Source organism: Neobacillus sp. SuZ13, assembly GCF_030123365.1.
Classification (GTDB): domain Bacteria; phylum Bacillota; class Bacilli; order Bacillales; family Cytobacillaceae; genus Neobacillus.
Genome location: NZ_CP126107.1, coordinates 4,099,552 through 4,122,370, shown reverse-complemented (window position 1 = coordinate 4,122,370; position 22,819 = coordinate 4,099,552). Strand labels below are relative to the sequence as shown.

Annotated in this window: 25 protein-coding genes; 19 read left to right on the top strand and 6 right to left on the bottom strand. The window is 37.9% G+C overall.

Annotated features, from left to right (window positions below; all coding sequences use genetic code 11):
* Positions 1-7 precede the first annotated feature (7 nt).
* The 5 genes from QNH17_RS20250 to QNH17_RS20230 all read left to right on the top strand — a co-directional run bounded on the left by QNH17_RS20250 (position 8) and on the right by QNH17_RS20230 (position 4,453).
* A complete protein-coding gene (locus QNH17_RS20250) occupies positions 8-1,129 on the top strand; it encodes a GerAB/ArcD/ProY family transporter (RefSeq protein WP_283874696.1) in 1,122 nt (373 codons plus the stop codon).
* Entirely contained in the window at positions 1,113-2,279 is a 1,167-nt protein-coding gene (locus QNH17_RS20245) for a Ger(x)C family spore germination protein (protein WP_283874694.1), read from the top strand. Before QNH17_RS20250 ends, QNH17_RS20245 begins: the two co-directional genes overlap by 17 nt.
* A gap of 83 nt (positions 2,280-2,362) precedes the next feature.
* Positions 2,363-2,941, top strand: coding sequence for an SCO family protein (locus QNH17_RS20240; protein ID WP_283874693.1), 579 nt, complete (start codon positions 2,363-2,365; stop codon positions 2,939-2,941).
* A gap of 105 nt (positions 2,942-3,046) precedes the next feature.
* A complete protein-coding gene (locus tag QNH17_RS20235; RefSeq protein ID WP_283874691.1) occupies positions 3,047-3,877 on the top strand; it encodes an SGNH/GDSL hydrolase family protein in 831 nt (276 codons plus the stop codon).
* The gene (locus QNH17_RS20230) at positions 3,878-4,453 is read left to right on the top strand and encodes a YpmS family protein (protein ID WP_283874690.1); all 576 of its coding nucleotides are present in this window, start codon (positions 3,878-3,880) and stop codon (positions 4,451-4,453) included.
* Between the two features lie 28 nt (positions 4,454-4,481).
* Here QNH17_RS20230 and QNH17_RS20225 read toward each other — a convergent pair whose 3' ends face one another.
* A complete protein-coding gene (locus QNH17_RS20225) occupies positions 4,482-5,234 on the bottom strand; it encodes a DUF4397 domain-containing protein (RefSeq protein ID WP_283874688.1) in 753 nt (250 codons plus the stop codon).
* Between the two features lie 342 nt (positions 5,235-5,576).
* On the opposite strand from QNH17_RS20225, the gene rsgA reads away from it, so the two are divergent.
* The 3 genes from rsgA to msrB all read left to right on the top strand — a co-directional run bounded on the left by rsgA (position 5,577) and on the right by msrB (position 7,743).
* Positions 5,577-6,644 carry a ribosome small subunit-dependent GTPase A gene (gene rsgA / locus QNH17_RS20220; RefSeq protein WP_283874686.1) on the top strand — a complete coding sequence of 356 codons (1,068 nt, stop codon included), beginning with the start codon at positions 5,577-5,579 and terminating at the stop codon, positions 6,642-6,644.
* A 182-nt stretch (positions 6,645-6,826) separates the two neighbouring features.
* Positions 6,827-7,312: a peptide-methionine (S)-S-oxide reductase MsrA gene (msrA, locus tag QNH17_RS20215; RefSeq protein WP_481858633.1), complete on the top strand. Its 486-nt coding sequence runs from the start codon at positions 6,827-6,829 to the stop codon at positions 7,310-7,312.
* Positions 7,309-7,743, top strand: coding sequence for a peptide-methionine (R)-S-oxide reductase MsrB (gene msrB, locus QNH17_RS20210; protein WP_283874683.1), 435 nt, complete (start codon positions 7,309-7,311; stop codon positions 7,741-7,743). The genes msrA and msrB overlap by 4 nt, the downstream gene beginning before the upstream one ends.
* Before the next feature lie 58 nt (positions 7,744-7,801).
* Here msrB and QNH17_RS20205 read toward each other — a convergent pair whose 3' ends face one another.
* Positions 7,802-8,392 carry a DUF502 domain-containing protein gene (locus QNH17_RS20205; RefSeq protein ID WP_283874681.1) on the bottom strand — a complete coding sequence of 197 codons (591 nt, stop codon included), beginning with the start codon at positions 8,390-8,392 and terminating at the stop codon, positions 7,802-7,804.
* Between the two features lie 203 nt (positions 8,393-8,595).
* Here QNH17_RS20205 and QNH17_RS30075 point away from each other — a divergent pair, with 203 nt between their 5' ends.
* Complete coding sequence (locus tag QNH17_RS30075; RefSeq protein WP_142332963.1) at positions 8,596-8,670, top strand: YjcZ family sporulation protein; 75 nt, start codon at positions 8,596-8,598, stop codon at positions 8,668-8,670.
* Between the two features lie 105 nt (positions 8,671-8,775).
* On the opposite strand, the gene QNH17_RS20195 is transcribed toward QNH17_RS30075, so the two are convergent.
* Positions 8,776-10,137: a TrkH family potassium uptake protein gene (locus QNH17_RS20195; RefSeq protein ID WP_283874679.1), complete on the bottom strand. Its 1,362-nt coding sequence runs from the start codon at positions 10,135-10,137 to the stop codon at positions 8,776-8,778.
* A gap of 181 nt (positions 10,138-10,318) precedes the next feature.
* Between QNH17_RS20195 and QNH17_RS20190 the strand changes: the two genes are divergently transcribed.
* From QNH17_RS20190 to QNH17_RS20145, 10 genes are all read left to right on the top strand, one after another.
* Positions 10,319-11,653 (top strand): aspartate aminotransferase family protein, encoded by a 1,335-nt coding sequence (locus QNH17_RS20190; protein WP_283874678.1) that lies wholly within the window; start codon positions 10,319-10,321, stop codon positions 11,651-11,653.
* 22 nt (positions 11,654-11,675) lie between these two features.
* Positions 11,676-12,368 carry a CoA transferase subunit A gene (locus tag QNH17_RS20185; RefSeq protein ID WP_283874676.1) on the top strand — a complete coding sequence of 231 codons (693 nt, stop codon included), beginning with the start codon at positions 11,676-11,678 and terminating at the stop codon, positions 12,366-12,368.
* Positions 12,353-13,018, top strand: coding sequence for a 3-oxoacid CoA-transferase subunit B (locus tag QNH17_RS20180; RefSeq protein ID WP_283874674.1), 666 nt, complete (start codon positions 12,353-12,355; stop codon positions 13,016-13,018). Before QNH17_RS20185 ends, QNH17_RS20180 begins: the two co-directional genes overlap by 16 nt.
* Before the next feature lie 43 nt (positions 13,019-13,061).
* On the top strand, positions 13,062-14,315 hold the full coding sequence (locus QNH17_RS20175) for a peptidase (RefSeq protein ID WP_283879557.1): 1,254 nt from the start codon (positions 13,062-13,064) through the stop codon (positions 14,313-14,315).
* A 124-nt stretch (positions 14,316-14,439) separates the two neighbouring features.
* Positions 14,440-15,294, top strand: coding sequence for a putative beta-lysine N-acetyltransferase (ablB, locus tag QNH17_RS20170; RefSeq protein ID WP_283874673.1), 855 nt, complete (start codon positions 14,440-14,442; stop codon positions 15,292-15,294).
* Positions 15,295-15,357: 63 nt separating this feature from the next.
* Positions 15,358-16,752, top strand: coding sequence for a sigma-54 interaction domain-containing protein (locus QNH17_RS20165; protein ID WP_283874671.1), 1,395 nt, complete (start codon positions 15,358-15,360; stop codon positions 16,750-16,752).
* Positions 16,753-16,873: 121 nt separating this feature from the next.
* Positions 16,874-18,313 carry a lysine 2,3-aminomutase gene (gene kamA, locus QNH17_RS20160; protein ID WP_283874670.1) on the top strand — a complete coding sequence of 480 codons (1,440 nt, stop codon included), beginning with the start codon at positions 16,874-16,876 and terminating at the stop codon, positions 18,311-18,313.
* Between the two features lie 11 nt (positions 18,314-18,324).
* Positions 18,325-18,609 carry a YokU family protein gene (locus QNH17_RS20155; protein WP_283874669.1) on the top strand — a complete coding sequence of 95 codons (285 nt, stop codon included), beginning with the start codon at positions 18,325-18,327 and terminating at the stop codon, positions 18,607-18,609.
* 128 nt (positions 18,610-18,737) lie between these two features.
* Positions 18,738-18,962, top strand: coding sequence for a YozE family protein (locus QNH17_RS20150; RefSeq protein ID WP_283879556.1), 225 nt, complete (start codon positions 18,738-18,740; stop codon positions 18,960-18,962).
* A 264-nt stretch (positions 18,963-19,226) separates the two neighbouring features.
* The gene (locus QNH17_RS20145) at positions 19,227-20,702 is read left to right on the top strand and encodes a recombinase family protein (RefSeq protein WP_283874668.1); all 1,476 of its coding nucleotides are present in this window, start codon (positions 19,227-19,229) and stop codon (positions 20,700-20,702) included.
* A 42-nt stretch (positions 20,703-20,744) separates the two neighbouring features.
* On the opposite strand, the gene QNH17_RS20140 is transcribed toward QNH17_RS20145, so the two are convergent.
* From QNH17_RS20140 to QNH17_RS20130, 3 genes are all read right to left on the bottom strand, one after another.
* Positions 20,745-21,068, bottom strand: a complete 324-nt coding sequence (locus QNH17_RS20140) for a recombinase family protein (RefSeq protein ID WP_283874667.1) — start codon at positions 21,066-21,068, stop codon at positions 20,745-20,747.
* A 305-nt stretch (positions 21,069-21,373) separates the two neighbouring features.
* Positions 21,374-22,162 (bottom strand): phospholipase D-like domain-containing protein, encoded by a 789-nt coding sequence (locus QNH17_RS20135; RefSeq protein ID WP_283874665.1) that lies wholly within the window; start codon positions 22,160-22,162, stop codon positions 21,374-21,376.
* Positions 22,163-22,638: 476 nt separating this feature from the next.
* Entirely contained in the window at positions 22,639-22,764 is a 126-nt protein-coding gene (locus tag QNH17_RS20130) for a hypothetical protein (RefSeq protein ID WP_283874663.1), read from the bottom strand.
* Positions 22,765-22,819 lie beyond the last annotated feature (55 nt).

Sequence of the window (22,819 nt, the reverse complement as noted above, 5' to 3'; positions counted from 1 at the left end):
GGTCAGGATGAAAGTAAATGTGCAGCCAAAAGAAGGATTATTGGTTAATGCATTCCTGGTCATGTTTTTTATACACGCTGCACAAACAGGCGTAGGAATTGTTGGCTTACCTAGAATTGTCTATTTAGCAGCAAAACACGATGCGTGGATCTCTGTTTTTCTTGGAGGATTATTATCGGCTTTTGTCTTAGCAATGATGATTCTCATGCTTAAGAAATATGATAGTGCGGATTTATATGGAATTCAGGTAGATGTGTTTGGAAAATGGCTGGGAAATGCGTTGAATGTTTTTTATATGATGTATATGAGCATTAGTTTTTTTGTTATCCTGATGAATTATATTGAAATTGTTCAAGTGTGGATTTTCCCAGAATTACCCACATGGCAAATCTCGCTTGCTCTGATCCTCTTAACGATTTATGCCGTTAATGGCGGCGTTCGTATCATTGTCGGAGTAGCTTTTATGTCAGTCATAGGGACTCTCTGGATGATTTTTATCTTACTTGTACCTATGGAATATTCAGACCCTAAGAATTTGATGCCATTATTAAACACAGATTTGAAGCACATTATCAATGGGGTCTATAAAACCTCTCTGTCACTTATGGGCTTTGAACTGCTTATGTTCCTATATCCATATATAAAAGATAAAAAAAAGCTTTTCATGTACTCACAAATTGGGAATTTATATACAACGATTCTTTTCACGGCTGTGACAATGGTGTGCATTACCTTCTTCGCTGAAAATGGATTAGCACGAACCATTTGGCCCGTCTTATCGATGTTTAAAATTGTTAGGTTACCTAACTTAGAACGGTTTGAATTTATTGCCGTCTCATTTTGGATGTTAGTTATCTTGCCGAACATGTGCTCCTATTTATGGGCGGCATCTAAGGGATTTAATCGGATTATGAATTGGAAACAAAAAAAGGGGATTTGGATCATTGGTGTCCTTGTTTGGGGTGGCACGTTTTTTATTAAAGCTAGGTATCAAATGAATGAATTGACTGATTTTGTTGGTCAGCTAGGCTTTTTAGCGGCATTCTGTTATCCTGTTCTCCTTTCAATGCTTGTTTTGGTGAAAAAATGGTTCCAAAGGAGGAAGAAGTCTAGTGCAGAAGCTTCATAAATGCAAACTCATTCTTTGGACAATTTGTTTGATGACGATGGTTCTTTGTGCAGGATGTTTACAGCAAAAGCCTCTTGAAAAATTAGGATTAATTACAACCTCAGGATACGATTTAGAAGGGAAAAATAAAATTAAAGGGACAGTCGTCGTACAAAAATTTGATCCGATGACCCAAGCAGCCACGATCGTAATCGAGTCCATAGCAAAAACAAGCAAGGGATTAAGACAACAAGAGAATCTTAAATCCAATCAGAAGCTTGTTTCAGGACAACTACGGTCGGTTGTCTACAGTAGGGAGCTTGCAGAAAAAGGAATTATCCAGCTTGTCGATACGTTAAATCGAGATGCAGCGATTGGAAATATGGTCTATTTAACGATTGCTGATAAATCTGCTTCAGAAATTCTTCAAGTTGAAAACAAGAATAAAGGAAGATTAAATCTTGGGACCTATATGTACAACCTAATTAAACAAAATGTAGAGGGTGAACAAGTTATCTCTCCGACTCTTCATGAGTTTAACCATAACTATTATGATATTGGCAGGGATCCTGTGCTCCCAATCCTTAAAGTTAAAGGTAAAGATGTCATTATTAAAGGGGTGGGTTTGTTCAAAGATGACCGCTTAGTGGATGAACTGAGGCAAGGTGATCTTTTTTATCTGAAAATATTAGCAGATAAATATAATGCGGGTACAAAAGAAATGGGGTTTAAGACGGAACAATTAGAAAAAATCATCTTAAAAAATGAAAATTACACAAAGAAACCTATTTTTAGTAAAATATATGTGACTGTTGATAATATTCGGAGCAAGACAAAAATTAAATTAGTAGATAAAAAAAATCTCCGCTTTAGCGTAAATGTTAATCTGGATTCAAGGGTTCTAGAGATGACTCAGGCCTTGGATTTAGGTAAACCGGCATCCATAAAGCTGCTTGAAAGCAAGTTCGACCACGCAATGAAAAAGAAAATGGAAGAGTTACTTGTTCATTTTAAGGAAATGGGAATTGACCCGATTGGTTTTGGAAATGAATACGAAGCACATCTAAGAGGAAGAACGATCACAAAGAAAGAATGGGACAGGGTATATAAGGATGTAACATTTGATGTGCACGTCAAAAATACCATAGAAAGAACCGGTGTAATCGATTAACAAAAACCAATTCCTTTCTTCTTTTTCAGATCTTTGTTAAACTAATCACGAAATGGAAAAGAATAAAGGTTGCAGGTGATCGTATGAAAGCTAAGTTTTTATTAATTATCGTGGTTCTATCGACTTTGATCATGACGGCGTGTGGACAAAAAGAAATAGAAAATGCCATCGATTGGCCAGTTAAAGATTTTACAGCAACCAATCAAGACAATAAATCCTTTGGTTTAAAGGATTTAAAGGGAAAAGTATGGATTTCAGACTTTATTTTCACCAGCTGTGCAGATGTCTGTCCACCAATGACAGCCAATCTGACGAAATTACAAAAAATGGTTAAGGATGAAGGGTTGAAAAATATTGAACTTGTGTCATTCAGTGTCGACCCTACAGTAGATAAGCCGGAAGTAATGACACGATATGCGGAGCAATTCCAAGTCGATTTTAAAAATTGGACCTTTCTGACTGGTTACTCACAGGCCTATATTGAAAACTTTGCCTTGAAAAATTTCAAAGCATTGGTTAAAAAGCCACAAGAGGGTAATCAAGTCATTCATGGAACGTCCCTTTATTTAGTTGACCAAGAAGGGCATATTCGAAAAACTTACGATGGCTACAAGAATGTTCCATTTGATGAAATTATCCATGATATGAAAGCATTACAATAGACCTTTGGACGGGTCTATTTTTTTGGGCAGGAATAGGATATAGTACATATTGTTTTGAATGATTCTAGCCGTGCTATAATAAAAATAATTTAGAAGGAAGGTGAAATGGAGATGAAAAAGCTGTTCCCCCTTCTAATTCTCTCGGTATTACTCTTATCTTCATGTAATCCAGTTGACCAGTTAAGACTTCATTCTGAAAAGAAAACTGCTGCCCAAGCCTTTGCCCAAGTTCCCGCTGACTTTGTCCCTCGTAAATTAACTGTTTTATCTGCAGGCGATTCACTAACCCAAGGGGTAGGCGATAGTACAAACAAAGGCGGCTACTTGCCATATTTAGAAACGATGCTTGAAAAAGAAAAGGGAATCAAGGAAGTTGATTTCTATAATTATGGTGTAAAAGGCAATCGAACAACGCAGCTTTTAAAAAGATTGAAGACATCAGACATGAAAAGTGCACTCCATAAGGCGGATTTGGTCATATTAACAATTGGCGGCAACGATATTATGAAAGTGGTAAAGGACAATATTGAAAACCTTCAACTCTCCACGTTTACCGCCGAAAAAGCATCATATCAAAAACATTTAACGCAAATTTTTGACCTTATTCATCAGGAAAATCCCCATGCACAGGTTGTTTTAGTGGGGTTATACAATCCATTTTCTAAATGGTTTTCAGAAATTAAAGAGTTGGATGAGATTGTAGCTGACTGGAATAAAACCGGTCAAACGGTCATTGCCCATTATCCAAATGCCTATTTTGTTCCAATCGAAGATATGTTTTTAAATGCAACAGAAGACCTTTTATTTACTGATAATTTTCACCCAAATGACAAAGGCTATGAATTGATTGCACACAGGTTGAACGAAACCTTAGAAGAACAAGTATTACCTGAATTGGATAAGCCGCCATATATGGTTAATACAGAGGAGAATTAGATGAAAAACAAATGGAAAATAGGATTCCTGATCTTGCTGGGAATCAACCTTTTGTTCGCTATTATTATTGTGTCCCTAATGATGTTCCCATCGGAAGGGCCGGAAACTAGCAAAACGAAGGGACTGGTGGGTGAACATGTTTCCTTTCATGTTAAATCCAACAAGAATGATTTAAATCAGTTAATTAATCATTATCTTAAAGAAGAGGCTCTGGGTTCGATTGATTATCAGGTCATTCTAGGGGATGAGGTCGAACTGTATGGTACCATGCCGTTTTTTAGTGAAGAATTAAATATGAAATTAACCTTTAAACCAAGTGCCCTTGAAAATGGTGATTTGGTATTAAAGCAAAAATCAATGACAATCGGGAGTTTACATCTTCCTATTTCATACGTTCTTAATTTTATTAGCGGCAATTATAAAATCCCAAAAGGTGTCGAGATTCGGCCAAAAGATAAACTGATTTATATCAATATGCAGCAATTGAAATTAAAAAGTGATATTAAACTAAAAGCTGACAAATTTGACCTAAAAAAGGATGATATTGGGTTTACGATATTAGTTCCAGTGAAATAGGTGCCTCGTTAATTAGAGGCACCTATTTTTAATCCTTAATTTTGATGAATTGGAATGCTGGTTCATTATTTGCAAGACCAACTAACACAATCGTATAGCTTTCATTTGGTGAAAATTGGACTCTTGGCATCGGTAATAACACGTTTTTTGTCTCTGCCTCCCTAATCTCCAAATCTACTGTCATTGGTGTTAAACCTAAATAATCAGTAGCCTGTTTATACGATACTTTTGGGAAAACCACATCTCTGTCTTTCACTGCAATATCTAAGGGCGGGGTATCTGGTGATAAGTTGATAAAGCGAACTTTCGATTCATTTGCAGGGACCCTTGGTTTATTCTGGAATACTAACAAGCGCATTTTCTTCACAGAGTCAATGGCTGCAAGTGTGTATGATTTTCCAGGTTCAACAGTAATCTTTTTATTTAAAACACTCTCGACCATATTTCCCGCTGGGTAAATATCAATATGATGTTTTCCTGCTTTTAATGATAGGTAACTACTTACATTGTTAAATGGTAAGTCCCTTATCACTCGGTGCCCATCAATATAAATATCAACGTTTGGAGAATCAGGGGAGGTGTGGAGGACGCGAATAGTCGCTTCTCCTTGGACTGGTTGAGGATTTGTTCTCATGAAGTTCATCGCTTTATTCATATATTGGATATGTTTTAGGTAGTAATGCATGTGTAAGTTGGGAAATGAGTATTTATAAAATTGAGCCAACAAATCATACATAGCTGCTTTTTGAAGATAATCGGGTTGAGTTCTTTTCTCGGACATATTATCAACTCCTATCAAATGGATTACACCATAATTTATTCAAGCTTAAATAGGTAGGTGTCTAACTTCTTCTGCTCAAAATTGGAATTTTTACATTTTTTATTTACAAATGGGAATATTACACATATACTTATATCAAATATATTTGAAAGTGGGTGACGTGCAATGTTAATTGAAACAATGAGAGCAATCAGTCAGTTGAATATTGTAAGTTGCACAGCCCAATGTTTACCTCGGTAGGGTTCCTTTGTACATTTATTCCAATAGCGAATAAACCATGGGCTGTGTATGCCTATGGTTTTTTTATTATGTAAAAAATAATATTTCGCTGGAGGAATACAAATGAATTTAGTAATAATCGGGTTAACTGAAATGATAAAACAACATTTTAAAACTATAAATACAAATGAAGAAATGATTCTAGGTCGTGTCGCACTTGAACATAAACATATGTATCGGGTCTGGACGGAGCAGGGGGAATTATTGTGTGAGGTGTCAGGACGACTTAGTTTTAATGCCCTCAACCGAGAGGACTTCCCGGCTGTTGGAGATTGGGTAGCACTTAAGCCGAGAAGCAACGAAGGGAAAGGAACTATTTTAGCCATCATGCCGCGGAAAAGGAAGTTCTCTAGAAAGACAGCTGGACTTACCTTAGAAGAGCAAATAGTGGCCACCAACGTCGACACCGTGTTTCTCGTGAATTCATTAAACGAGGATTTGAATTTAAGAAGGATTGAGCGCTATCTATTACTTGCATGGGAAAGTGGGGCAAATCCTGTAATTGTTTTGAGTAAGGCAGACCTTTGTCAAGATCTTGATCGTAAGTTAGCTGAGGTTGAAGCAGTAAGTATGGGAGTTCCTGTGATTGCTGTGAGTGCAGAAACAGAGAGTGGTTTAGAGAAACTAGAACCTTTCTTGCAGCTGGGAAAAACAATTGCTTTGCTGGGATCCTCAGGTGTAGGTAAATCAACATTAACGAATCGCCTTTTAGGTGAGGAAAAACAAGTGGTTCAGGATATTCGCTTGGCAGATGATAAAGGACGTCATACTACGACGCACCGTGAACTAATCCTTCTTCCCAATGGTTGTGTCTTGATTGATACGCCAGGAATGAGGGAATTGCAGCTTTGGGAAAGCAGGGACGGTTTATCGGAAACCTTTTCAGACATAGAAGAACTAGCCACCTCTTGCCGCTACCGGGATTGTCAGCATATGAATGAGCCTGGCTGTGCGGTGGTGAGGGCGATTGAAGAAGGATTGGTAGCAGCTGAACGGTTAACAAGCTACAATAAACTGCAAAAAGAATTAGCATTTATCGAACGAAAGGCAGATAAACGGGCCCAAGCTGAAGTCAAAAAACAATGGAAAAATTTGAACAAACAAATAAAACAGCAACGGAAAAGCTACTAATGGAAAGCTGAACAAGTTAGGTCGATATCGACCATGACTTGCTCAGCTTTTTTATAGTCTCTGAAATTTTATTTTTACTAAATCTTTATGTATACTTTTAATCAAGAAAATATAGTTAATGGGGTGGGAATTTGGATAAGCAAAATCAAGTTGCAACATTTGCCGGCGGTTGTTTTTGGTGTATGGTAAAGCCGTTTGATGAACAGCCGGGGATAAAAAGTGTTATTTCCGGCTATACAGGCGGAACGGTAGAAAATCCAACGTACCAACAAGTATGTTCAGATACAACCGGTCACTATGAAGCTGTCCAGATTACATATGATCCAGAAATTTTTCCGTATGAAAAATTACTGGAGTTATTCTGGCAGCAAATCGACCCAACCGACCCTGGCGGTCAATTTTATGATCGTGGACAATCGTATCAAACGGCGATTTTCTACCATAATGAGGAACAAAGAAAGCTTGCTGAACAGTCGAAGCAAGCATTACAAGAAAGAGGCATTTTTAGCAAACCCATTGTTACACCGATCTTGCCTGCAAAGACATTTTATCCTGCAGAAGACTATCATCAGCAGTATTATAAGAAAAATCGGGCCCATTATGAGTCTTATCATGTAGGATCAGGACGTGCGGGGTTTATTCAAAGTCATTGGGGGGAGAAAAAGTGAAAAACAAAGAACAATTAAAGAAGGAATTAACACCAATTCAATATGAAGTTACACAAAATAATGGCACAGAACCACCGTTTCGAAATGAATATTGGAATGAAACAAGAGAGGGCATTTATGTAGATCTTGTCTCGGGGAAACCACTGTTCAGTTCATTGGATAAATTCGATGCTGGCTGCGGTTGGCCGAGCTTTACAAAACCGATACAAGAGGAAGAAGTGATCGAGAAAGCTGATTTCAGTCATTATATGACGCGGACCGAGGTAAGAAGTAAATCGGCCGATTCCCATTTAGGACATGTATTTAATGACGGACCAGCGCCGACTGGTTTACGTTATTGTATCAACTCTGCCGCCTTACGTTTTATTCCGAGGGATCAACTTGAAGAAGAAGGGTATGGGGAGTTCAGTAAGCTATTCGGAGCAAAATAAAAGCCGCACTATGCGGCTTTTTCAATTTTAGTGGAGTATAATTGGTCTGGCTGATGACCTATTTGGCTTTTTGTTTAGAAGTAGATGTCATCCCGCCTGAGAGAATAAATTTCATCGCATCCTCGGGCTTAACGTCAATAATTTCGACTTGTTCCTTGGGAATTAAAAACGTGAACCCGGCCACTTGAAAGGTTTGTGGAATATATACGGCCACATGATCTTTTAAGGGAGAATAAAAGTCCTCTAATTGTTCCGAGGTGATAAATCCGAGACTCCGCATCTCGGTTCCTGGAATGACGACAAGAGCAACTTTGGAAAAAGACTTTTTCTCGCCAAGAAAGGATTGAACAGTGTCTTTAATAACGGAATAGATCGTTTTAACAACAGGAATCTTTTCGAGGAGCCTATCAATTAACCTGATAATCTTTCCTGAGATATATTTCGTAGACAGCCAGCCCAATACTGTAATTAATATAAGGGTTGACAGTAATCCAATGCCAGGGATGTAATCCTCCTTTAAATACGGCCTCAGCGTATTACCCAGTAAACCGTCTAAAAATAGAAAGGTTTTGTAAATGACATAGACCACGAGGATAATAGGGACAATCGTTAAAATGCCGTTAATAAAATTTTTCGCTATTGATTTCATCGATTCACCTACAATTTTTATCATTGTCTTACATAATATAGGCGAATGCACATGCGGGTCAAGTACCTACTACATATTGTATCAGTGTTAAGAAACAATTTCGCGAGGAGTGAATGTGCATGTATTACGGACATGGTGGTTTTGGTTTTGGTGGTTGTGGTGTTGGTTGTGGATACCCTGCATATCCAGTAGGAGGCTGCGGAATCGGCGGTGGATTTGCGTTAATTGTCGTCCTCTTTATCCTATTGATCATTATCGGAGCAAGCTGGGGCTGTTAATAGTGGACTAGAGGCTGACTCATATCGAGTCAGCCATTTTCTATTTTTGATGGTTATTTTCACAAAAAAATGGAGGAGCAAAAAGCCCTCCATTCCTGTATGTATTTACCCAATCGTTACTTTTTCCTTCGGATATTTGATCTTTTCCTTACTGCCTTTGCCTCTTAAAATGAGTAAACAAGTAACAATTCCGACTCTCCCAATAAACATAAGGATAATAATAAGAATTTGTCCAAAGGTAGATAGTCGAGGTGTTAACCCCAGTGATAAACCATTTGTCCCGAAAGCAGACGAAACCTCGAAGATGACTTCAAGAACAGTGCCGTTTTCAGTAATCGATAATACTAAAATGGAAAATAAACATAATAGCGCACCTGTCGTGATGACAATAAAGGATTTCAGCACATCCTCACTTAGCAACTCACGTCTAAAGATCTTGATTGAACTTTTTCCTTGAGCATAAAATACAATGGCTAAAATGATAATCGCAAACGTAGTCGTTCGGATTCCGCCGCTTGCACTACTAGGGGAGCCGCCAATGAACATTAATATGGATAAGAACAGTTGGTTGCTCGGTGTAAAGTCATTAATATTCATGGTTGCTAAGCCCGCACTTTTGGTTGTCACCGAATTAAATAACGAGTAGAAAAAGGATTGATGCCAACTTTTATTCGTAAAAAAGTGTTGACTATCAAATATATAGATAAATAAGGCTCCTACTACGGTAAGAAGGACAAACGTTATGGTTGTTAACTTTGTATATAAAGTGAAATGAAATTTCTTCCTCTTATTAAAGTTTATTAAGAATTCATAAACCTCCACCATCACTGGAAAGCCAATCGCTCCCACTATCATCAATACAATGATAACCGACTGTACATAATAATCACCGCTAAATGGACTGAGTGACTCATCCGTCAAATCAAATCCCGCATTGGTCGTGGCGCTGATTGATGCGAAAAATCCATGTTTAAATGCAGATAATATTCCTTCGTAATAATTCAAAAAACGAATCCCTAGTATGATTCCACCCACAAATTCAAACGAGATAAAAATAATTAATATTCGTTTTGCCAATTGAACCAGTCCAGAGAGTTTCGATTGATTTTGATCAATCATAATCAATTGTCGTTCTTTTAAGCCTACCTTTTTGCCAAGCATAATCCAGAGGAATGTACTTAAAGACATGACCCCTAATCCACCCAATTGGAGAATTAAGCATAAGAGAAAGATACCAAAGTTGCTAAAAGTATCTTTAATGGAAATCACACTTAACCCGGTAACACTTATCGCACTAGCCGAGGTAAACATGGCATCAATAAAACTGAGTGTAACATCCTCGCGGTGGGCCATCGGGATTTTTAATAGTAGTGTCGAAATGACTAAAGCAGATAAATAAAAAATAACAATTAATTGTACCGTCGAAATCTCTTTTGTTTTTAACTTTATTTTTTTGATTGCGCTCATCGGATCCATTCCTTCTGTATTCTAAGAGTAATTTTATATGAATCACTATGAAATGTAAAAGTTTCCTTTCATTTAACTGTCTTGGCATCCTCTTTTCTTTGTAAATAACACGAAAGAAACATATAAACCATTCATACAATTTCTATAAGGACTGCCTAATTTAAAAAGGAAGTGAATCCCTTTGGATCATTCTTTTCTCATAAAGCCAATGCTCGATGACATTTATCCCGTCATTGACTATGGCCAAGGAAGTTATTTATTTGATATGGATGGAAAAAAGTATCTAGATGCTGCTTCCGGTGCGGTAACAGCCAATATTGGTCATGGTGTACCAGAAATTATTGAAGCGATGAATGAACAGGCAAAAAAAGTTTCCTTTGTGTATCGCTCCCAATTTACGAGTGAGGCAGCGGAGAATTTAGCGTTAAAAATGGCAGATATGCTTCCTGGAGATCTAAATTGGTGCTTCTTCGTGAACAGTGGTTCTGAGGCTACTGAAACGGCGATGAAAATGGCGATTCAATATTGGCAGGAAAAGGGGGTGCAATCGAAATCTAAGGTGCTTTCAAGATGGGTGAGCTACCACGGGATAACCCTAGGAGCACTATCCATGTCAGGGCATACAGCAAGGAGAGCAAGATTTGTTCCACTTTTAGAGGATTTCCCAGTTATTCATCCCCCATATTGCTATCGTTGCCCATATAACCTCGAGTCAACAAGTTGTAATTACTTATGTGCTCATGAGTTGGAAACGGCGATCAATCGGATCGGCCCCAATCAAATCGCTGCTTTTATCGCTGAACCAGTGATTGGCGCTGCAGGAGGAGCCATAGCCCCACCCCCTGGTTATTACAAGGTCTTAAAGCAAATTTGTGAGGATCATGACATCCTTTTTATCGCCGATGAAGTCATGACTGGCTGTGGCCGAACTGGTACCATGCTGGCTTGTGAACAATGGGGAATCACCCCTGATATTGTTGCATTAGGAAAAGGGATGGGTGCGGGGTATGCACCGATAGCAGCAGCTATCGCAAGTGAAAAAGTCATCGAACCGATATTGGCTGGTACCAAGGCTGTAATGAGCGGTCATACTTTGAGTGCGAATCCGCAGGCATGTGCGGCTGCTTTGGCGGTCCTTCAATTCTTAGAAAAAAACAATATTATTCAGGAGGTTGAACATAAAGGGAATTATTTACGTAGCCAGCTTGAAAATTTAAAGCAACACTACTCGTTTATTGGTGATGTCCGTGGCAAAGGGTTATTGCTAGGAATTGAGTTTGTCCAGGATTCTGCAACCAAAACACCATTCCCTCGAAAAGCGCATGTCACACAAAGAATGGTTGAACTGGCCAAGGAAAAAGGGCTGATTGTTTATCCTGCTGGTGCAGGAGTGGATGGAATTAATGGTGACTCAATTATTATTTCCCCACCACTAACCATTACATTAAAAGAGATGGATGAACTAGTCCAGTTACTAATAGAAACATTTAAAGACTTTTCAGAGTCAACACAATGAATGAAGAGAGGGGGGAACTGAAATGGAAAATCCTTTTAGAAAGGTGACTACATTAGAAGCAGTCATGGAATATTTCCATGATGGAATGACATTGATGTTTGGCGGGTTTGGCGGGGTCGGCTCCCCTCCAGACATAATTGATGGCATTCTTGCAAAAGGAGTTCGTGATCTTACGTTAATAGGGAACGACACGGGATTCCCGCATATTGGCATTGGAAAATTAGTCAGCCAACAACGAGCATCGAAAGTCATCGCCTCTCATATCGGTTCCAATCCATTTGCAGGACAATTGATGCATGAAGGAAAACTAGAGGTCGAATTTTCACCACAAGGGATATTAGCTGAAAGAATCCGTGCCGGCGGTGTCGGCCTGCCTGCGATTCTATCTGATATCGGCATGGATAATGAATTAGTTATGAAAGGCAAACCGTATATTTCTTTAGCAGATAAGAGGTATTTGCTTGAAACGGCCCTAACTGCCGAGGTGTCCATTGTTTATGCAAAAAAGGCCGATGAGTATGGGAATTTAATTTATGACAAAAGTGCCCGCAATACCAATCCGCTTGTTGCTATGGCAGGGGATATCACGATTGCGGAAGTAGAAGAAATTGTCCCGCTTGGCAATCTTGACCCCGACGCAATCATAACTCCAGGAGTGTTTGTGGATTATGTAATTTTATCGAAAGGGGTCAATTGGAAATGGGCATGGGAGTAGATGTTCGAAATCAAATGGCTAAACGAGCCGCAGAAGAAATTCATTCCGGTATGGTTGTCAACTTAGGAATAGGGATTCCATCGCTCGTTCCGAACCATCTTTCAAGCGAGACAAAAGTGATGTTTCATGCGGAAAACGGTATTACTGGGATGGGTCCCAGCCCTAGTAAGGGTGAAGAAGATGAAAATTTATGTAATGCTGGAGGATTTCCAGTTACCTTGAATAAGGGCGGGTCTTATTGTGACAGTGCGATTTCATTTGGAATAATTCGCCGCGGCAGAGTGGATATAACCATATTAGGATCGCTTCAGGTAAGTAATAGCGGAGACATTGCGAACTGGATTGTCCCAGGGAAAAAAGTTCCAGGAATGGGCGGAGCAATGGAACTTGCACAAAAAGCGAAAAAAGTCATTGTGGTTATGAATCACTGTGATAAACATGGGAATCCCAAAATTGTTTCTTCTTGCACATTACCGTTAACTTCATCCGCTTGTGTAGATTTAATCATAACTGAACTAGCTGTTTTCATGGTAACGGAAGAGGGTTTACTTTTAACGGAGTTATTTGCCCCTTATAGCTTAGAAACAGTTGTCAATAAAACTGGCTGCGAATTCAAAATACGGGAAACTGTTCGTATGATTCCATACTAGGCAGAATCATTCTGAAGGAGTGAATCGTTTGAACAATGATGAAATGCGAATCAAACACTGGATTAAAGAGAATCGGGCTCGTGGAGCGAGATTGTTACAAATTATGGTACGAGAAAATAGTACGCGGGGAAACGAAAGTAGTACACAAGCGATTATCATTGAAAAATGCAGACAGTTAGGCTTAACCCTCGATATTTGGGAAATCGGCGGTGATGAGTTAACATCTCACTCAGCATATTGCTGTGATCGTAAGAGTTTCGAAGGAAATCCCAATCTGGTAGCTGTGTTAAAAGGGACTGGCGGCGGCAAGTCGATGATTTTAAATGGCCATATTGATGTGGTCCCAGTTGGGGATGAGTCAAGTTGGAACCATGACCCATTTAGCGGGATAATTGAGTGTGGCAAGCTGTACGGAAGAGGCGCAACAGATATGAAAGGCGGCAACGCAGCGTTATTAATGGCGATGGAGTCATTAATTGCGAATGGAATCAAACTGAAAGGTGATGTGATTTTTCAAAGTGTAATAGAAGAAGAAAGCGGCGGGGCTGGTACCCTTGCAGCTGTTCTAAGAGGCTATCATGCGGATGGGGCCATTATTCCTGAACCGACAAATCTGCGAATATTTCCGAAGCAACAGGGGTCCATGTGGTTTAGAATAACGATCAAAGGCAGGGCAGCACACGGAGGTACGAGGTACAAAGGAATCAGCGCGATTGAAAAAGCGCTCATAGTCATTCAAAGATTACAACAATTAGAGAAAGATAGAAATGCCAGAATGACAGATCCACTCTTTGACAAAATCCCCATCCCAATACCCATTAATATCGGAAAACTTACGAGCGGCGAATGGCCTTCTTCGGTGCCTGACACCGCAGTGATTGAAGGCAGGATGGGCGTTTCTCCGGAGGAAACAATTCAATCTGCACAGCAGGAGATGGAAAAATGCTTGCGTGATTTAGGTGATCATGACGAGTGGCTGCATGAGAATCCACTTAAATTAGAATGGTTTGGTGGAAGATGGCTGCCAGGAAGTCTTGAAAATGATCATCCTTTGATGGCTGAATTGACAAAGAGTTTTATAGAAGTTAAGGGAGATAGCCCAATCATCGAGGCAAGCCCATGGGGGACAGATGGAGGTATTCTTTCAACGATTGGGAATACTCCCGTGGTGGTATTCGGTCCGGGTATAACTGAGACTGCTCACGATGCTAATGAGCATATTGTTCTCGAGGATATGTTTGTGGCAAGTGAGATTATCGCGTTAACACTATTAAAATGGTGTGAGGTTGCAGAATAAATAGCAAAATTTTTCCTATTTATTAATCATATAATTGTCATAATTGATATAGAAATGTCTGGCTTATCAAGGGCCAGACATTTCTTCAAATTGCTAGAAAAATAATCGAAATGAGGTGAGTGCAATGAATCAAACGGCATCCACTATTTTTCTAGAGGAGGATTATTATTTCCTCGAAGTTTATCTTGATCCATTTAATAAACGTATTCGTATTGATGATTATCGTGGCAATACAAAATTGTTGATGGAGAAGGCCGAAGAACTCGTCTTAAAACACAAGGCTGAAAAATTAATTATTAAAGTCCGCCGTGAAGATTACTTCACTTTCTTGGAAGAAGGTCTTCAGCCAGAAGCCGTAGTAGACCGTTATTTTCTTGGCTCGGATGCCTATTTTTTTTCAAAGTTTTATACCCTTGAGCGTAAAAATAATGATCATTGGGTGATTGAGGATGGGATGATCCATAGTATTTATCAATTAGACACTAGCGTTCAAAAGGCATTTCCACCGAAAGAGTATGAATTAAGAAAGGCTGATGACAGTTGCGCCAAGGAACTTGCCGCACTGTACAGGCAGGTGTTTCAAATTTATCCAACTCCATTGCATGAGCCGGAATATATTAAAAAGACCATGAAGGAAGGAACAATTTATTACACTTTCTTCCACTCAGGAAAAATAGTTAGTGCTGCTTCTGCTGAAGTTAATTCTCTTTATAAAAACGCAGAATTAACGGATTGTGCTACATTGAAAGAACATCGAAAATACGGGCTGATGAAAATTATTCTCCAGGAACTGGAAGGGGAATTGCAAAGGAAGGGAATTTATTGTGCCTATTCCATTGCCAGGTCATTATCCTTTGGGATGAATGCCGTCTTATTTCAGTTAGGCTATTCTTACCGGGGGAGGTTTATGAATAATTGTTTTATCTATGATAAGTTGGAAAATATGAATATGTGGGTAAAAAATCTGGCAAACTGCTAAAAATCCGGCTCCTAGTGCCAAGATTTCGGCATCTGTAAGTTGAGAATGAAGGGTAGTGATGGAATGGTGTTGTTAACCACTTTAACACAAGAAGTTCTAACCGCTATTCTAAAGGGCATTGATGAAGGAATTCATGTTGTTAATACAGAGGGGAAAACCATTTTTTACAATGAAGTAGCAGCCATTCACGATGGCATGGACGTGAAGGAAGTTCAGGGAAAGTATTTACTTGACGTCTTTCCCTCCCTTACTGAAAAGTCGAGTACCTTGCTAAAAGTAATTAAAACAGGCAAGCCCATTTACAATCAAACACAGGTCTATATGAACTTGCATGGGACAAGAATCGATACCATTAATACAACTTTGCCGATCTTTCTTGGCAATGAAATCATTGGCGCGGTTGAAATCGCCAAAGATTATTCCCGAATGAAACTGCTCGCGGAACGATTATTAGATTTACAAAAAGGGTTGAATAAAAACAGTAGGAAGAAGACATCAAAACAAGTCACTTATACATTAAATGATCTATTGACTTTGAATCCAGCTTTTCAAAAGATGAAAAATGAGGCTAAGAAACTGGCAAAATCAGATGCTCCTATTCTTGTCTATGGTGAGTCGGGTACAGGGAAAGAATTATTTGTACAAGGCGTGCATCATGAATCCCATCGCTCAAATGAACCATTTATTGCCCAAAACTGTGCAGCCATCCCTGAAACACTATTAGAAAGTATCCTTTTTGGCACGGCAAAAGGAAGTTATACCGGTGCCGTTGATCGTAAAGGGTTATTTGAACTGGCAGATGGTGGTTCATTATTTTTGGATGAATTACATACGATGCCGATTGAGCTCCAGGCGAAGCTATTACGGGTTCTAGAAGATGGGATGGTACGGAGGGTCGGAAGCTCACAAAGTATTTCTGTAGATGTACGAGTGATTGCTGCCATGAATGTATCCCCTAGCAGTGCTCTCCAAGAGCATACACTTAGAGCTGACCTTTACTACAGATTGAATGTCTTTACCTTTTCACTTATCCCTTTGAGGGAACGAAAAGAGGATATTCCTTTTATTACAGAACATTTTATCAATGAATTTAATCAAAAACTCCACAAAAATATAATAGGATATGAGAAAAAACTGGGACTCTTTTTGACGAATTATCAATGGCCAGGGAATGTGCGGGAATTAAAACATACCATTGAATATATGATGAATGTTTGTGAAGCAGGGCAGTTGAGATATGAAGATTTACCGAGTTTATTAAAACATCTTTCAAGCACAGCCATAAGTAACCGCGGCGAACTAGACAATCTATCATTAAGGAAAAATATCGAAAAATTAGAGAAGAATCTGATCATGAACGCCCTTGAATTATCTGCAGGGAATATTAACCAAGCAGCAAAGCTTTTAGAAATTCCTAGACAAACACTACAATATAAATTGAAAAAAATTATTGAATAAGGTGCCGAGTATTCGGCGCTTTTTTTTGCAAAAAACAACTAACGTGAGTTCTACGCCTTTTTATGACATTGGCACATTTCTTGCATATTATTTTAGTGAAGCAAGATGGGAGGAACTTACAATGAAACAATTTTTATATAAACCAAGCAGGCATTGGAAAGATATAGAGTTATGGAAAGATGTGACCGAAGAGCAGTGGAACGATTGGCTTTGGCAGTTAACAAATACGATTCGAACGTTAGACGATTTAAAAAAGGTAATCAATTTAACACCTGATGAAGAAGAAGGGGTAAGAATTTCAACGAAAACTATTCCCTTAAATATTACACCCTATTATGCCTCCTTAATGAATCCAGACGACCCGCGCTGTCCAATCAGAATGCAATCGGTCCCGATTTCAAAGGAAATTTACAAAACGAAATATGACTTGGAAGACCCATTATATGAGGATGAAGATTCACCAGTCCCAGGATTAACGCACCGTTACCCGGACCGGGTTCTCTTCTTGGTAACCAATCAATGTTCGATGTATTGCCGCTACTGTACACGGAGACGTTTCTCAGGTCAAATTGGCATGGGTGTTCCTAAAAAGCAGCTGGATGCCGCCATTTCCTATATCAAAAAGACCCCGCAAGTTCGTGACGTTTTGATTTCAGGAGGGGATGGCCTGCTGATTAATGATAATATCTTGGAATACATTCTTAAGAACCTGCGAGAAATCGATCATGTTGAAATTATCAGAATTGGAACAAGAGCTCCTGTTGTGTTTCCGCAGCGAATTACCGAAAACCTCTGTAATATTTTGAAAAAATATCATCCAATCTGGCTAAACACTCATTTTAATACGTCCATTGAAATTACCGAGGATTCGAAAAGGGCTTGTGAAATGCTTGCGAATGCCGGTGTTCCAGTTGGGAATCAATCTGTTATCCTTGCTGGCATTAACGACAGTGTGCCAATCATGAAGAAACTGATGCATGATCTTGTCAAAATTCGCGTTCGTCCATATTATATTTACCAGTGTGATTTATCAGAGGGGATTGGTCATTTCCGAGCACCAGTTTCAAAAGGACTTGAGATTATTGAGGGGCTTCGCGGACATACCTCGGGATATGCAGTACCAACTTTTGTGGTTGACGCCCCTGGCGGAGGTGGTAAAATAGCCCTCCAGCCGAATTATCTGATCTCCCAAAGTCCAGATAAGGTTGTCCTAAGGAACTTTGAAGGCGTAATCACCTCATACCCTGAACCTGAGAATTATGTCCCGGGTAGGGCAGAGAAATATTTTCAAGAGGTATATCCGGATATGGAAGAGAAGCGTTCACTTGCAGGAATCGCGGGTATCATGAATGATCAGCATTTTAACCTTGTTCCTGAAGGATTAACGAGGCTAAATCGACGCAAAGATTACAACCAAGACCCTGCCCATACCACATTAAAAGATAAACGCAGTAAACGGGATGAATTGAAGGATAAGAAGTTTAAGGCATTGACCCAGAAAGAAGCGGTAGGTCAGAAACCAGCCACCGAAGGCACGTCAGCTGAAAAAATGAAGGATTAGGAGGGGTGTAATTGAAAATTGAATGTGAGTGGTGTAATAGCTCAAATGTGGTGAGATTAACTGATTCTGTGTTTTGGGAATTGCCTGATGGGACACGGGCAATTGAAATAACAGAAACCCCTACCCAGTCCTGCACTGACTGTAAAATGATTTATCAAAGTGAAGCAATCGTAAAAGAGATTGAAAATCAGTTGTATTTAATCGATTGTAAACAGCTAGGAAAAGTGGTCAGCTTTGAAGAATTAATGGCGATTCCAAGATTATTAAAGAAAAATTATTTTGATTTTTCGTCCTAAAGAAGCAGCCTCACTCGCAGGCTGCTTTGCTTTATACTTTATTCATTCATTCCGAAAAGCTGGACGCCTATCATTGAATCCGTTATAGTATTTCTAAGAAATCTGGATGAGAAAGGCGTTTCGATATGATCAAATCCTTTTACCATTTTTTAATGAAATATAGGCATCCAGCTCCAAAGGATAAAATTAGCTTATTTGCGAATCATGCTTATTTAGATCATAGTTTTCCTAAAGTGTCGGAGGACTACGATGAAATCAGTTCTTATCTGGAGCTGAACGGTCATTATTTAGAATCCATGACTGTTTTTGATGAGGCCTGGCAGCAATATTTGTTAACTGAACGCAAAGAATAGGAAATTAGAATCGTCTCTTAATGAGGCGATTTTTTCATTTTACAAATGCCATGCGCTTTTATGTGAACGGTGCATATACTATTGTAATCAAAACTCACGACTTATTATTGAGAGGATGGGAGGAAATGGCAAATAGAAAAAAACCGAAGTTTAAGATCGGTGATACGGTCGTGATTACCATATATGGAACAGTTGGCAAGGTAACAGATGTTAATTTGCTAAATTTACGGTAATACTACATAGCAAAGGAGTGGTAAAACCAAAATGTCTTTGGCTGCTATTTATTTACGACTGTCAAGGAACGAAGAGCAATTAGATATCGAGGAGATTTTAACGAGTCACAGACAGGCTTTAATTAAACTTGCAAAACAACATCAATTAAGCTTTGATATCTATCAAGAAATTTCCAGTGGTGTAAACACGGAAAGACCGGAATTAAATAAATTACTGGATAGCCTTGAACAGTATGATTATATACTTGTGATGGATATTGACCGAATTTCTCGTGATAATGCTTATGCGGAGCAAATAAAAACCATGTTGATTGCCCATGACATAAAAATATTGACTCCGCATGGAGAAATAGATCTGGCACAAGAGAGTAATGAGATGTTATTTTCATTTCAAGCGATGATGGCAAACTTTGAGTATAAGCAAATCAAAAAGCGGTTAGGAAGAGGACGGCTATCTGCTGCAGAACAAGGCAGATGGGTGATGAGTAACAAAGCTCCTCTGGGATATAAAAAAGACGATAATAAAATATTAGTGATTGTGGAGGAAGAAGCAAAAATTATCAGATACATCTTTGAAAAAACAATCGAAAGAGTCTCTGCAAATGAAATTTCTAAACAATTATTTATGCTTGGTTGGAAGAGCAGAAGTGGAAAAGTGTTAACCACCGCCCACATTTCTTCTATTAGAAGAAATGTAGTTTATTACGGTGTTGTGGCTGCTTGCAGAAGAGTCAATGGGAGAGTAGTAGATGAAGTATTTGTTGAAAATGCTCACGATCCCATCATTTCAAAACAGCATTGGTTAGAAGTTCAAAAAATTTTAAATGATAGTTCAAAAGGCAATTACTTTAATAAAAAGAAAGCGACCAGAAGGCTTCAAAATTTGATTTATTGTAATTGCTGCGGTAGAAAAAGATACATTCAAACAGATGGTAGTGACAAGGACTTCATCAAAACATGTTCTTATAAAATAAGCAATAATACTTGTAAAGATAAAGGATTTAAATATCAGTCTGTTGAAGATTTTGTAATCCAAAAAGTTAAGGAGAGAAAGGAAGACTTTCAACAAGCGTTATTAAAATTAAAAGATTCCGATACATCTCTTGAAGAAAAAAAATTAATTGTTCAAATGGAATCCCTTGATAAACAGTTAGAAAAGTTTTACAACAGGGAAAAAAACCTTAAAATAATGCGAATGGATGGAGAAATTACAAAAACCGACTTTTTAGATTTAAACAAGGAAAATGAAGAGAAAATAAAACAAATTAAACAGCAAAAAGAATTATTAGAAATTCAATTAGAAAATTTGAATAATACAGAAGAGGAGCAAGAGCGGTTAGAACAGTGCATTAATACATTATATAATCTTGAATTATTGGAAGCTGAAGAGTGTAATACCTTCCTTAAAACATTCATAAAGAAAATATGGTTCTCAACTAATGCAACAGCAGATCATAATACCAAAAAAGAACCTCCAGAAGTCACAATAGAAATTGAATGGCTTTAATTTCGAAATACAAAAGGAGCGAACAATCGCTCCTTTTCATATTTATTGACAAACCACTAACTCAACATCATGATACTCAAATTCTTCGACGAGAATTTGAATATCGGCTAAATTACGACTGAGCCTTGCATAATCTGGTACTATGACATGGGAAACGTGAGCATTACCTATTTCACTGCGTAAGCGTGTTAATTCCGGTCGGTTTTTTATGTCCATGCCGGAATATCCTTCATCTTTAAATACTTTTATTTTTCTTTTGAGAAATCCCATTTTCTTTGCTAATTTTTCTGCATTGAACATACATTCATCAAGTTGACTGTCTGAAATAGTCCCTTGGGCTGCCCTGGTGTAAATAGCAATATACATGCAATCATCCTTCCGTTTTAATAATTGATTCCTATTATGGCAATATTTGAATATTGTATACTTGTATGGCAGTTAATAGTAGCTTATAATGAAATTTTTTAAAAAACGGTTCAGGAATTGATGTTTACTTTTGGATTTACTTTTTACAAAATGAAGAGGCTGTTAATTTGGTTGTGATTGGCTCTACCAAGGTTAGACTTTTTTCTTGTGGTAATATCAAAATAATTGGCAATTAAAGACCTCATTCGTCTTTTAAAGTGGTTAAAAAAAACTCCCTAGTGGGAGTTTTCTTCTTTTAGTTATTATTATCGTTTCTTACTTTCAATAAATCGCTTTGCATATGTTTCAGCAGTAGTGTGGCTATGAATTATATTTATATTTTCCTGGTTATACATGGCTCTGTTGGTCCAATTGTATGAACCATTTATTATTGTTTTTAGGTCTATTACGCAAAATTTCTCATGTAAAATATTATCTTGAAAAACTCCAAATCCATCTATCCTGTATGTTTCAAAATATGATTCAAAATCAAGACCAGCTCTGGTATTGATATCATCGTTATTAATAATTACTTGCACATTAACTCCTTGTAAAGCCTTTTCTTTTAATTTCTCAAAAAGAACGCTATCAGTAAACCATGTAACGGATACCCAAATGGTAAATTGCGCTTGGTCTAGATGCTGAAGTATGTCCCGTTGTATATTTTCAAAAGATGTTTGTATATCGATTGCTTCATCAGGAATTAATCCTCCTCCTATTATAATAAATTCATCTTGTTCATTTTTTTCGTATCCGTACCCACAATACTTAATAATTTCATTCATCGGTTCAATAAAAACAGAATGGATATCAATGTCAGTTCCGAGGTATGTTCTAGAATGAACGATTTCATTTAAGAATAGCTCAAGTTGTTTTGATTCATTAATTTGAGTTAGTTTATCAAATGTATAATCTTTTCTTGAAGGGAAACCTCTCCCATATATGTCTCTAGAACCAAATCTGTTAAATAATTCTATTAATTGCGGACCTGTACGATAATATACTTCATTTATGAATGGTACTAATTGTTTTAGTGCGACTTCATCTAATTTCAATATTTTTCCACCCCTTTTAATATTAATAATATTATATGTATACTGCTCGTAACAATAGGAAATTTAAAGATTATGAAATCGAAATTTTCGCCGAAGTATGTTTATAAAAAGCGGAATGACGAATTATGGGGTGATGTTATTTATTCTCCGGAATTGATAGGAGCCACTAGTCAAGGTACAGGTTAAAGATTGGGCTAGATGATGTATTTGGAAGTATAATAAGCAACGAATATTAGATACTATTTTTCATGCGATGAATATAAGATCATCCAGGGTGTCTAAAGTTTGAAGTAAAATGGCTTCTCTTAAAAAATAAAAGGAGCGGCTGCTCCTTTTATCTAATCTCATCCCAATTACCACAAACAATATAAAGTCGATTTTTATAAATTCTTTTTTCAATATGTTTTAGAAAACTTAATGAGTGCTTCGCCCCAACTGGTTTTATTATATTTTTTAAATCTGAGCTAAAATAAATCCTAAATCCACGCCGATATAAATGAAAAACCATTTAATAATAATTCTCCCTCGATTAATGATTCATTTGTATAATGTCGTACATTTAATAAGACCAATTTCCATTTATTTAAATTCATTTCAATCATATAGATTCCTCATTTTGTTAGGTTCCTGTCCTTATGAAAAGGTGTCAATCCAGAA